8 protein-coding genes and 1 pseudogene are annotated in these 12,466 nt (G+C 44.3%); 6 read left to right on the top strand and 3 right to left on the bottom strand.

From position 1 onward, the window contains the following. Window positions 1–379 precede the first annotated feature (379 nt). Together LAY57_RS10120 and LAY57_RS10115 are read left to right on the top strand one after the other, a co-directional pair. Window positions 380–1,822, top strand: a complete 1,443-nt coding sequence (locus LAY57_RS10120) for an Lpg1974 family pore-forming outer membrane protein (RefSeq protein ID WP_249066296.1) — start codon at window positions 380–382, stop codon at window positions 1,820–1,822. Between the two features lie 6 nt (window positions 1,823–1,828). Further along, complete coding sequence (locus tag LAY57_RS10115; protein WP_249066295.1) at window positions 1,829–3,331, top strand: beta-barrel domain-containing protein; 1,503 nt, start codon at window positions 1,829–1,831, stop codon at window positions 3,329–3,331. Window positions 3,332–4,380: 1,049 nt separating this feature from the next. On the opposite strand, the gene LAY57_RS10110 is transcribed toward LAY57_RS10115, so the two are convergent. Next, entirely contained in the window at window positions 4,381–4,944 is a 564-nt protein-coding gene (locus tag LAY57_RS10110) for a calcium-binding protein (RefSeq protein WP_249066294.1), read from the bottom strand. A 461-nt stretch (window positions 4,945–5,405) separates the two neighbouring features. Between LAY57_RS10110 and LAY57_RS10105 the strand changes: the two genes are divergently transcribed. Together LAY57_RS10105 and LAY57_RS10100 are read left to right on the top strand one after the other, a co-directional pair. Continuing rightward, window positions 5,406–6,797, top strand: coding sequence for an ATP-binding protein (locus LAY57_RS10105; protein ID WP_249066293.1), 1,392 nt, complete (start codon window positions 5,406–5,408; stop codon window positions 6,795–6,797). After that, entirely contained in the window at window positions 6,794–8,278 is a 1,485-nt protein-coding gene (locus LAY57_RS10100; RefSeq protein ID WP_249066292.1) for a tetratricopeptide repeat protein, read from the top strand. The genes LAY57_RS10105 and LAY57_RS10100 overlap by 4 nt, the downstream gene beginning before the upstream one ends. Here LAY57_RS10100 and LAY57_RS10095 read toward each other — a convergent pair. Beyond that, window positions 8,234–9,412, bottom strand: a complete 1,179-nt coding sequence (locus tag LAY57_RS10095) for an MFS transporter (RefSeq protein ID WP_249066291.1) — start codon at window positions 9,410–9,412, stop codon at window positions 8,234–8,236. The two genes, LAY57_RS10100 and LAY57_RS10095, sit on opposite strands and share 45 nt — an antisense overlap. 398 nt (window positions 9,413–9,810) lie before the next feature. Then, window positions 9,811–10,581 (bottom strand): peptidoglycan editing factor PgeF, encoded by a 771-nt coding sequence (gene pgeF, locus LAY57_RS10090; protein ID WP_249066343.1) that lies wholly within the window; start codon window positions 10,579–10,581, stop codon window positions 9,811–9,813. Window positions 10,582–10,708: 127 nt separating this feature from the next. Here pgeF and LAY57_RS10085 point away from each other — a divergent pair, with 127 nt between their 5' ends. Together LAY57_RS10085 and LAY57_RS10080 are read left to right on the top strand one after the other, a co-directional pair. Next, window positions 10,709–11,542: a biotin--[acetyl-CoA-carboxylase] ligase gene (locus tag LAY57_RS10085; RefSeq protein ID WP_249066290.1), complete on the top strand. Its 834-nt coding sequence runs from the start codon at window positions 10,709–10,711 to the stop codon at window positions 11,540–11,542. 128 nt (window positions 11,543–11,670) lie between these two features. Further along, window positions 11,671–12,466, top strand: a pseudogene (locus LAY57_RS10080) (hypothetical protein); the annotation flags it as partial.

Here is a 12,466-nt window from a genome sequence, read left to right as displayed (position 1 = left end):
GCAGGCATTTTTGCCTGAGTCTGGTAAACCAGGGCTTTCTTTCCAAAGCCCCCGCTGTACCCTTTGGGTAGGCGGTGGTTTGTTTACTTGGGCTACATCAGGATAGTGGAGAAAATTATTTATCTTCTCCATAAAGCAGTATAAGAACTTTACTTAAATTTGTCAATAATTTTCTTTTTTTTTAAAAGCTGTAAAGGCCAGTTATCATAAAAATTTAGCTTTGTAAATACCCTGGTATGGCATTTAAAGAAGTATGACACGCCGTCATAGATAAAATCATGATCTACTTAAAGAAGTATGACAGGTCGTCATAGACAAAATGAGAATATAAAGTTTAAACTATTGAAACAAATGGAGAATATATGTGAGGAGTGAGCTAATGGTTGTAGGTGCTGTAAAAATGTGTTTGATAGGGATTCCGATAACTGTAGCAGTTGCTACCATACCCAACGTAAACTTAGTTCTCGCTCAGAGCAATCAGCCTAAAGATTCAGCTTTAATTCAGACTCAACCTGAGAACGCAGAACTACTTCTACTCCAAAAACATCTGAATGAGGATGTAATCGTTCAACTTTTAGCAGAGGAAGTTAACTCATTGTTAATCGAAGGTAAAATTGACGGTCTTGAATCCCAGAAATTGTCCTACGAAGCGGCAGACCTGTTACCGTCTGGCAACGCCAACGGTTTCAAGGGCCCCACTAATACTATTACGAAACCTGAAGCGATCGCACAAAGCGAACAGGATCGGTCAAAACCAATAGAGGTAGGGCGATGGTCGGTGCAGGCGGAAGCACTGTTCCTCACCCGCAGTATTCCCCAAGGTATCGTAACTTCAGAGGTTGTAGATCTGAGTACCACAACCGGAGATCAGATCCAAATCAGAGGGGAAACTTTACGCACTGACAATCTAAATTTTGACTATGAGTTAGGCACTAGGATTACGGTAGGCTATAGTTCCAATCGAAAAGATAGCTTCAGTTTTTCCTTCTTTGGCTTGCAGGAGTACAGTTCATCAGCAACGCTTGTTTCTCCTGAACCTGGTGTGCCAAGCGATGTTGTTCTTCAAGTCCCTACCGACAACAGCCCTATACTTGAACCTAGCGATTCCGTGGGAGACAAACTTAACATTCTTAATCAGCCGCCGCCTCTCGGTCAAGGAAATGGCACTTTCGCTATTAGTCAGGCTTTTCTGGTAAGTTACGAACACCAGATCGATTACAGTTCAAACCTTTACAACTTCGAGTGGAACTACGAGCGACAGATAGATTCATCGAATAACTTTCGACCCTCTTTGCTGGTGGGAGTGCGCTACATCAGCGCTCCAGAAAAATTCAACTTAGCAACATTCGGTACTGCTGAATTTCCCGATGAAGGAATTCAAGCTTATCCAACTGGAGATTACAATATCGAAACTAGAAATAACTTGTTTGGTCTTCAAATTGGAGGCAATGCAAATGTCGGTATCAGTCGTAACTTTAGTCTGGGTTTGCGAGCCAAAGCTGGTATATTTGCTAACAATGGAGCGCAAACAAGCACCATCAGCGCGTCTGATTTTAACACGGGAGAGTTGCTAGAACGAATTAAGGGAGATAGAAGTGAATGGGGGATATCTCCTGTGGTGGAAGGGAGCGTGTCTGCAAACTGGCAGGTTCATCCCAATGTGAGTTTAACGGCTGGATTTAATGTAGTTTACTTGAGTGGTTTGGCATTGGCTCCGAGGCAGTATAGGGATTTTGCTCAGTCGGGTGAATTTGGCAGGTTGGATATGAATGGCGATACACTGTATTACGGCCCTTCGGTAGGGATAAGAGTTGTTTTTTGATCTGATATGTTTAGCGATCGCAATCCCGAATTTCTTCGCCCAGTTACTAGCGATGAGTTTCTCCCTCCTATAGGCAGGTGGACAACGCTGGGGGGGCTGTTTTTAGTAGGAACTGTTGGCGCGGCTGTCGCTCTTGCTGCCCTCACAGAGTACAATGTCACGGTGAAAGCTCCCGCGACGGTTCGTCCTTCTGGAGAGGTGCGGCTAGTCCAGGCAGCCACGGAAGGAACGGTGAAAAGCATCTTAGTCGAACAAAATATGGTGGTAAAACAGGGAGATGCGATCGCTACCATTGACGATTCTCAACAGCAAACCAAAAAAAGCCAACTTATCGGCAATATTCAACAAAATCAGCTGCAATTGGCTCAAATCACTGCCCAACTAAACTCCCTGCAAACGCAATTATTAGCCGAAAGTAGGGCAACGGAGCGCACTGTCGTGTCTGCACAAGCAGATCTCGATCGCAGCCAAAGAGACTATCGCGATCGGCAAATTACCACTGTTACTGAAGTCCAAGAAGCGGAAGCCAACTTAAAAATAGCTCAAGCAGAATTGCAAAGAGCTTTAGAAGAATTGCAAAAAGAGCAGGCGAATTTGCTTTCTGCTGAAGCTAATTTAAAGGGAGTCGAGGCTAACTTAAAATCAGCAATTTCCAGACGCGATCGATATAAGCCCTTAGCCGAGTCGGGAGCGATTTCTCGCGATCGATTGGAGGAGACAGAACTAACGGTTCAGCAGCAAGAACAATCAGTATTAGGGCAAAAAGCAGCAGTTGAAGCCCAGAAAAAAGCCATTGAGGGGCAACTACAAACAGTGGAAACGCAAAAACAAGCTGTGGGCGTGGCTCAAGCCAAATTGCAGGGAGTTAAAGCCGCGCTCAACCCCAGTACAGCTCCAGTTGCGATCGCTAATGAGCGAATTGCTCAAGAAAAAGCCAGGGGTGAAGCAACTATAGCCACATTGAGAAAAGAACGAGAAGCTTTAATCGAGCGCCGGATTGAAATTCAAAATCAAATCAACCGCTCTAGTAAAGAAATCGAACAAATTGAAACCGATCTCCAAAAAAGCGTTGTTAGTTCTCCGGCTGATGGCACAATCCTACAATTATATCTGCGAAACCCCGGTCAAACTGTGCGATCGGGCGAAGCTATTGCCCAAATTTCTCCCAGTAACGCTTCTATGGTAATAAAAGCTCGTGTTGGGGCTGAGGATATTGCTAAAATCGCCCTCGGTCAAAAGTCCCAATTGCGAGTTTCTGCCTATGCCTATCCCGATTATGGCGTCCTGAAAGGCAAAGTGAGTGCGATCGCACCCGATGCGATCGCCCTTCAAAACAGTAACGCCCCTTACTATGAAGTAACAATTCTGCCCGAAAAAACTTATCTGGTAAAGAGCGATCGTCAGTATCCTATCCAACCGGGCATGGAAATTACAGCAGACATTATTTCTAGAGAAGAGACGGTACTGACGTTTATTCTTAGAAAGGCAAGGCTGCTAACTGATTTGTAGCGTCTGGTGATGGATGCTATGCTTTTGTTAGATTTGCGATCGCACTTATTTTGCAACAACCTAAACAACCGTAAAAGGAGAAAACAACTTATTTTAGTAATCCAAAATATTGGATACAATCAAATTATATATTCTTAAACTGCTTATTATGGTATACTCTAATCAAGAAACCCGTTTACCAACCAGTGCTGAACTAGCTAAGCGATATTTGACAGCCGAATCAAAGCTAGCTCGATATCGCTAGGCATTTGGGGAGTTACCGCAATGAGGGCGATATGCGGCTAGGCAAGATACGCGATCGCATTCTGACGAAATGGGAAATGCGAATCGCGATTCGTGTCGTAGGCATATCGCATTCTCTAATTTCACAAACCCGATTGCCTACGGCACGCTGCGCGAACGCATCGATTGTAGGGGCAGGTTTAGCATATATTTCTGTGGTAAAACAGATAACCTAACAACAAAACCTGCCCCGATCTCTGCCGCCAAGCCTAAACCTACCTATTACCATTTAGATGGATTTTTGGGATGTAATTGAGCTAATTCCCACTGAGACATTGGTGAGGGCGGGTTTTGTTGGGAGGTTGTCTGTGTTTGTCGAGAGATGTCTGCTAAACCCGCCCCTACCAATCATTTGGGTGATGCGATCGCATTTGGAATAAATGGTCAATGCGATCGCGTTTGGTAAAAAATTACCCAAACTTATCCTTATATACCCCTCTTCTGTCACTTTCCGAGCTAACCCTTACGCAGAGGGGATTTCAGCTATCGCTCCCAAGGAGCTTATTCGAGTAGAAAAAAATCGTAGACCGCTTTCTCTGAAAAGGCTTGAGGATTGGGAAATCGGAAAAGTTCCCGGAGAGTGACAGAAGAGGGATACAGCGGTTCCCGCTGTAATGAAGTACATTTTAAGTAGGGGCGAAGCATTCCGGCAGATGATTTATTGGTAATCAGCAAAGATAAAATACGGTCATGCTTCGCCCTTCCCCTTCGCATACTGTACCTCTTAACAGCGGGAACCGCTGTAATAGTAGCTGCGGTAAGATCGACTAGCTAATGAAGGTGAAATCGTCGGGTAATAAAATATCTGTTCCTGATTTATCTACAACAACAGCAAGTACATCACCGTTTTTCCAAATTACGGTATCTATTTTACTGGGGTTGCCAGATCCGGGTTCATAGCGTGTTGTCAGTTTGTATTCTTCTTTCTTTCCACGGACTTGGATTTTATCACCTTCTTGCCAACTAAAATCCATAATGTATGCCCAGCTAGTGGTACCTGTGTAGCCAGTTCCGTTCCCATCACCAAGAACAAAAGTATCCTTACCAGACCCGCCTGTTAAATAGTCAACATCTCCGGTAGAACCAGCCCAATACCCATCAAGGTAATCATTTCCATCTCCGCCAATGAGAGTATCTTTGCCCGATCCACCGTAAAGAGAATCATTACCCCAATAACCGTTCAAAGAGTCGTTGCCAGCCTCCCCTTTTATATAGTCATTGTAAGTATTGCCCCATATCGTATCATTACCATCCCTGCCGTAGGCAGATAGAGGTTCAGATTTGAGCCAATTTAGGTAATCATTTCCAGATGTTCCATACCATGTTCCCATTTTTTATTTCTCCATGTTTAAGTGTTATAGATTTAGCCATCAACCAGCTACCTTTCTAGATTGCTTGAAAAAAACAAGTTTTACAGTTCACTTTTTGGCTCACTCCTAGTTCATCACTGTAACTGAGCTACAGGTGAGATATAGCAACCGCCAAGGCGGTTAGGGCAACTCCAACTCTTACTTCTTTTCCAAATCCCTTACGGAGTAACCTTTTCCCTCTCCCCTCTTCCCTAGCCCCTAGCCCCTAGCCCCTAGCTATACTATCGTCGGGTCTTGCGGCATCATGGGGTAAAATGTAGCTATCACTACATTTTAGCCGGAAAGAACAATGGACTTTCATCTAGATACCTTATTAAACTTACCGAACGTTACGGTTTTCACCGCTTATCAAAAAGAAGGATTCTTCATTCTAAAATTAGAGTTGTTAAATGAAGGAATAATCTAAAAAGGAATGACTGTTGATGAGTATTAGGGCATCTATCAAAGGGCTAGAAACTGTTGACAAGCTTAGGAAAAAGAAGAACTGGAGAAAAGATGCTTCTAAGTGGGCTGATGATGCTAATACTTCACCAGCTACTTTGAAGCGGTTTTGGCGACGGCTACCAATTCAAGAGAGTGCTTTTATTGCAATCTGTAAAGGTGTAGGGCTGGAAAACTGGGAAGAGATTGTTGATAAGAGTCCTGTTCAGCAAAAGTTACAGATTAGCCCCTACCTCGATCGCGAAAATCGCTGGGTAGCCCGATCGCAACTGATTACCCAGTTGAGTGCTAAACTTCAAGGAGCCTGTCGAGTCCTAATCCTCACTGGCATCACTGGTATCGGGAAAACCGCTTTGGCTGAAAGATTGGCGGTAGAGTTGCAAAGGGATTACCCTGATTTTTTCAGGGTAAACTTTGACGAGCGGGAAAATGCCGACTTTGCCAGTGTAGCTGCACAATTACTTACAAGTTGGGGCGAAAATCCTACGCCAGAGGATCGTAAGGAAGTACAGCGTTTGCTAAATTGGGTAGTCAGCCACTTGCGGCAAAACCGCTATCTGCTAGCGATCGATTCACTAGAACTGATCTTGGAAGGGGATGCGGAAACAGGATGGAGTAATTTTAAGGATGAGTGGTGGGAGAAATTCTTTCAAAGTCTGCTATCTGCAAATTCTTGCCAGAGTCGCATCGTTCTCACATCCCAGGATTTGCCAGGACAGTTGGAAGTTATGGGTTTGCGTTATTCAAATTTTTGGCATTGCCAATCTTTGAGCGGATTTACTGAAGCAGAACAGTTAGAGTTTTTCCATAAAAATGGCTTAGATGTTAGCGCTGAATCACCTGCCAAAACTTATTTGGAAAGGATTGGTGTTGCTTATGAAGGACATCCTTTAGCGTTGCGTGCGATCGCAGGGGAAATTGTCAACCATCCTTTCAACTCCAATGTTGTCGCTTACTGGAAACAATACGGACATGAGATAGAAGAAGTTGAGCAGAGCAAGCAGCAAGCAGAAATCGAGTCAGCAGACGATTGCTTGAAGCTCGATCGATACACTCGCAGCTTACAAAGAGCAGTGCAACAGCGGATTGAAAAGACTTTTGAGCGACTCGCAAAGGATGTCCCCAATGCTTATTTACTGCTTTGCTTTGGCTCAGTATATCGTCGCGCCGTACCAGAAAGTTTTTATCTCAAAACTTTGGAACGTTTCGGTTTGGATGAAGATCCGCAACAGATAGCATTGGATGCGTTGCGCGATCGCTACCTAATCGAAGAAGATGTGATTAACGATGATTTGCTTTTGAGACAACACAATTTAATTCGCTGTGTAGCGCTAGTTCACCTTCAGAACTGGAAAACCAGGGGGCAAATATGACGAATGATTTTCCTGAATTAGATGTAAAAAATCAAGCATCTCTGGAAGGTGTTAACTTTACTGCAGGCGGCGACTTGGTGCTGAATCAGCTGGGTATTGATTTGGCAACACCGCAGCTTGCCGATATTTCTCCTTGGGAATTTGCCCATTACATGGCTGTAGAAAATTGGCTCACTGAGTACCAACCTAAACCAGATTCTTCCAATTTAGAGCAAGTACGCGGATACCTGGAAGCATTCGACCATCTCTGCGAAGTTTCTGATTGGGAAAAAGCGAGTAAGATACTTTTTATTCACCTAAATCTTGCTCACAGTAAAGCATTACACGAACAATTAGGTACTTGGGGATACTATCGCGAACAAATCGAGTTTTACATTAACCTTTTACACAAGGTAAATCGAGATTTAGATTGTATTTGTTTGCATGGCTTAGGTTGGGCTTATTGTCATTTAGGACAGCCTCGGATTGCCATTGATTATCATCAGCGACTTTTAGATGTTGCCTGTGAAATTCAAAACCGCAAAGCAGAAGCGCAAGCAAGAGGTGGCTTGGGTCGGATTTATTTTTGGTGTTTAGATCGATTCGAGATTGCACTGCAACACTATCAGGAAAAGTTAAAAATTGCTGGTGAAATTTGCGATAGACAGCAGGAAATAGAAGCGCTGGATGGTCTAGCTAGTGTTTATAGCGTTATAGGACAGCACCAAAAGTCGATTAAATATTGCCAACAAGCATTGGTGATAGCCAGTGAAATTGGAGAGGTAGAGATGGAAGTAACGATCTCAGCCACCATAGGTAGCACTTACAGATTGATGGGGCGACCAGATAAGGGACTTGAATTTTTTCAACAAATATTAGATGCTCCCTATAAAATTAGAGATCGCCATCAAGAATGGTCAATACTTCACGATACTGGTGCTATTTATTGTACACTCGGTAAACATCAAAATGCGATAGAATACCTTGAAAAAGCTTTGCAAATTATTCAGGAACTTGGCGATAAATTTGGAGAAAGCTGGACATTAGCCAGTATCGGCGCTACCTACGCTCGTTCGGGACACTATGATACTGCAATTGGTTACTTTCAGCCACTTTTAACGATTAGTCATCTAATTGGAAATCGATTCTTGGAAGGTTTTACAAGCTCGAATATTTCTTATTGTTACGGGTGTCTAAAACAACACAAAAAGGCAATTAGGTATGCTAAGTTGGCGATGAAGATTGCTCGTGAAATCAACGATCAACAGTTAAAAGCTGCATCCGTGATAACGCTTGCGTGTGCCTACTGGTACAAGGGAGAATATTTGCGTGGTTTGGTCTTAGCAGTAAGGGCGATTTTAATCATTCCTCCTTGGAAAAGTGAAAATGGTAAACTTATCTTTAATACAGTAATCCAGAAACTAAGTCAACCTTTGGAAAGAATCGGTCAGTATTTTCTAACCCTTTTCCAATTTAAAAATAGGAATAAGAAACCAACATAGACTTGTGAACATCGCACTGACAATAACCAATATTGAAAAAGCTATACCGCGATCGTACAACCAACCACCCAAGATAGCCCCTACTGCAAAAGCAAAATTTGAAATTGATACCAGTAAAGCATAGGTCGTTCCCTCCACGCCCTTTGGACAAGCGCGTGCTGAAATTTCCAAAACTCCCAGTACGGCAATCATGCTTGTAAAACTGTTTAAAAATAACACTACAATAGCACTATTTCTGTCATACATAAATACCAAACAATGCGTCGAAATTACGCTGAGTCCTATAATTTGGTTAAGTAACAGACGCCGGGAAACATTCCGGGCAAAAATACCAAAAAATAAAGCTCCTAAGCCAATACCTAAAAATTTCACTGCACCTAAAATACCTAAAAACTCTTCGGTAAATTTCAAAACATCCCGCTCGTAGAATAAAAGCGGCGGTACTGGACTAAATCCCATAAAAATAATAAAGCAAATAATTGCTAAAAAATTCCGTGATTTGGCTACGGAAAACAAAACCTGGATACTTTTTTCGCTCGAAACTTTGTCTAACTCTACCTTATTTTCTCGAAGCAAGAGCAAAGTTGCAGCCAAACCAACTAAAGGTACGATCGCACTAAGGAGAAAGACACTTGATAAAGTAGCATTTTTGGCAAGCCACCCGCTAAAATAATACATAATTGCGCCGCCAAAGCCAAGCGCTGTCCACTGAGCGGCTTGCAAAATAGCTGTTTTTGATCGCGCCTTTCCCTCCATCACCATCAATTTATCAGCCAGCACATCTGAAAATGCTATGCACGCTGAAACTAAGACAGCGCCAAATAGCAGTGAGAATGTCGTGTACGATCGCAACTGGCTCAAACCCAAAAATATCAATAACGCTAGGGTATAGCAAATCAGCAAGTAGCTTTTGATTTGGTAGCCAAAAAGGGTAAAACTATCAGAAATTATCCCCCAAAGCGGTTTTATCATCCAAGGAATAAAGGCAATTGCGCTGAATTTTCCTAACTCTGCTGCTGATAATCCAATTGTTTCTTTTAAATACAACGCTAGTGGTAGAGAGGCGAGCCCTGGATTACTTCCAAAAGCCTGTATTAGATAAAATATTCCCATTAGCGAGAGTAGACGACCCATAATCTTGCGGCTCTTCCGTACTTAGTGTGCTAAGTTAACTTAAATTTATCATCAAGGCTTTGCTAGGTAAGGCTTTGAGATTATTTACATCCGCTTGCGCTATGGAAACTTGCGGCTTTGGGGGAAATCGCCTTGAAATCCTTGCCAGCTATGGTGTAGGACACCCAAAAACTAATAATTTGGCACACTAAGTACGGAAAAGCCATATTTCTCTGCGAGATACTTACATAAGTTGTCAAATTGCATCCGATTTTTAGATTACTCCTTTCGGTGGTGGAAGACTATAGTGGGAGGGCGAAGCATTGCGGAATAAATCTTAACTCAAAACAGAAACGTTAATTCCGCAATGCTTCGCCCCTACATAATCTTGTAGACCGAAGGGATTCGTTTCTCCTATTTTATTTACTCACAATTCCCGACCACTGCACTTTTTTTAGCTTATCTCGGCGATAGGAAAAGAAATGTTCCCGTTGTTGATATGTACAATAAGGTGCGATCGCAATCTGTTCCCCACTTATCCCCATCTGTTCCAATTGCAACTCATTCACCCGTCGCACATCCAACCGCACTTTTCCCTCTTCTGGATCTGGCAATATCGGTGAATTGGACAATTCCTGCAAAGTTGACAAAATTCCTTCTTGTTGTGGTATAATACTGGCTCCAACTTCAGCGGCCACATCCACAGAAACTTGATAGACTTCGCCTGCGATCGCAGGTCCCATCGCAATCCGAAGATCTTGGAGTTGGCTACCTTGGGCCACAAGACGTGCGATCGCTTCCGGCACAATCTTCTGTGCAGTACCCCGCCAACCCGCATGAACCGCCGACACCTGTCCAGTTACCTCATCCGCAATCAGCACTGGCGTACAATCAGCCGTGCAAACCCATACCGCCTGCTGTCCCTGCACCGTCAAAATACCATCAGCCGATGGTAAACCATCCACTTCTGGGATTTCCATTCGATCGCAAATTTCCGAAGCAGAGAGAACCCTATTACCGTGTACCTGTTTTACCCGGTAAACTTGGGCATCAGGTTGCAGCACCGCCACCAATTCTGCCGGGTTGCGGGGCGAGAACACTTGCGTAAAAAAGCCGTGCGGCCAAGGTTTCAAAAGACTACAAGTCAGATAAGGCAATCCTTCCCAGGTGCGCCAGTGCCAAACGTGCATAGAATTAATTGATTTTGTCAGATCGGGTTCAGTCGTGTGTGAGGAGATCGGGCCAGCTACAAAACTTGGCAAAATAACAATGAATTCTATGCTAACGTAAGCCTCGATTCGGCATAATTTTTGGATAGTGGAATTCGATCGCCAACAGTTTGCAGCAGCACTTGAGTCAGTGCGATATCGCCGGAAAGCATTAGAGCGATCGCTTGCTCACCAGTCAAACACTCAAGATCTAGACTTTTCCCTTCATATTTTTGAAACCCTCCCCTCAACCAACCAGAAACTGTGGGAATTGCTCGACGCTGGCGCTGGCCCTCTCACAGTTGCGATCGCCATTCAGCAAGAAGCTGGGCGCGGACAGTGGGGACGACAGTGGCATTCTCCTCCTGGTGGTTTATACTTATCTGTGGCGCTAGCTCCCAACCTACCAGCTCAGCAGAGTGGACAACTGACAATTTGCAGCGCTTGGGGAATTGCTACAATTTTGCGGGAGTACGATCTACCAGTATTGCTCAAGTGGCCCAACGATTTAATACTTTCAGGGCGCAAGTTGGGCGGCATTCTTACCGAAACCAGGGTGCAGCAGGGACGCATTACCAAAGCAGTTATTGGTGTCGGCATTAACTTGGCCAATCCAGTTCCAGAAACCGGCATTAATATCCAATCTTTCCTGACAGATCGTACAGGCCCAGTACTTTCATTAGAAATGTTAGCTGCTATTACTCTAGTCGGATTAATGTCTGGATATCATTTTTGGCAACGAGAAGGCATCGATACCCTTTTGCCCTCCTACGCAAATCTACTGACAAGCATTGGGCGATCGGTTCTTGTCGATGGATGTCCTGGAGTCGTAGTCGGTGTTGCTCTCAACGGCGATTTGCGAGTTCGCCTCTTACCAAAAGGGGTTATGCCCTCTTCAGAAATTTGCCTCAAGCCCGGTACAATCAGTCTGGGTTTTGAATGAAGCGGCATGGCAATCAGTATGGGATCTTTTGCAGATTTCAAATATAAGGAAGAATTCTCGATCATCTATGCCATTTGCCCAATTTCCAAATTAAAAAATTTGAGTAATTATACTGTGTGGTGGAGATAATGGAACCAGTTAACCGCAACAAGCAACTAAAATTTCAGTCCGCAGAAGATCGGCAAATTGAAGTAAATATAAGTCAGTCAACCCCTGACGACCAGGGGAAATCTGCCCCGACTAACTCTAGCAGCAGCTTTTGGCAGCGTTTCCTGCTGGTACAGGGAATAGGTTGGATAGGCGGTTTAGGAATTCTCGGTGGAGGCATGGTTTGGGCAAAAAACCAAACACCATCGGAGGGGTTTCTTGTCGCCCAAATTCCTGATGTTATGCCGAAAGCTGTGCCTCAAGACCCCGCACCAGAAGCTCGAAGAGAAGCGGCACCAGTTTTTACGAGAACGACTCGTCCTAGAACCGCCCAGAGGTCGAGGCTGGGACGCGCTAGGACAACATCCTCATCTGTGGTTAAGAACAATAACAACTCTTATATTGACCCCACTGATTACAATCTGGGTGCTACAAGGAGGCAGGACTTAGGTACTAGCTCTTACAAACCACCAAGTTCTATAGTGCTGTCGGAACGTTCAACCGGCTGTCAAAGAGTTTTTAAAGGGGGAGGATTGGCAAGCGGTCGTTGCGGTGGCGCGGCGGTATCTAGAATAAGGGTTAGAAGGAATGCTGTTGCTAGCGATACAGTCAGTGGACTTCGCCGTTCCAGCAGGCGAGATATTCCCCGTTCCTACCAAGCTTCACGGCAAGTGCGTCCCACTCCAACCGATCGCGCCGTCCGTTCCTACCAAGCTTCACGGCAAGTGCGTCCCACTCCAACCGATCGCGCCGTCCGTTCCTACCAAGCTTCACGGC

This window comes from Argonema antarcticum A004/B2 (assembly GCF_023333585.1).
Classification (GTDB): Bacteria; Cyanobacteriota; Cyanobacteriia; order Cyanobacteriales; family Aerosakkonemataceae; genus Argonema; species Argonema antarcticum.
Note: the sequence above shows the minus strand (reverse complement) of the source record. Positions and strands in the feature narration are given on the sequence as shown.

Excerpts from the sequence above, each read along its gene's own strand:
- LAY57_RS10120 (WP_249066296.1), top strand. The coding sequence starts at position 380 with ATGGTTGTAGGTGCTGTAAAAATGTGTTTGATAGGGATTCCGATAACT.
- LAY57_RS10115 (WP_249066295.1), top strand. The coding sequence starts at position 1,829 with ATGTTTAGCGATCGCAATCCCGAATTTCTTCGCCCAGTTACTAGCGAT.
- LAY57_RS10110 (WP_249066294.1), bottom strand. The coding sequence starts at position 4,944 with ATGGGAACATGGTATGGAACATCTGGAAATGATTACCTAAATTGGCTC.
- LAY57_RS10105 (WP_249066293.1), top strand. The coding sequence starts at position 5,406 with ATGAGTATTAGGGCATCTATCAAAGGGCTAGAAACTGTTGACAAGCTT.
- LAY57_RS10100 (WP_249066292.1), top strand. The coding sequence starts at position 6,794 with ATGACGAATGATTTTCCTGAATTAGATGTAAAAAATCAAGCATCTCTG.
- LAY57_RS10095 (WP_249066291.1), bottom strand. The coding sequence starts at position 9,412 with ATGGGTCGTCTACTCTCGCTAATGGGAATATTTTATCTAATACAGGCT.
- pgeF (WP_249066343.1), bottom strand. The coding sequence starts at position 10,581 with ATGCACGTTTGGCACTGGCGCACCTGGGAAGGATTGCCTTATCTGACT.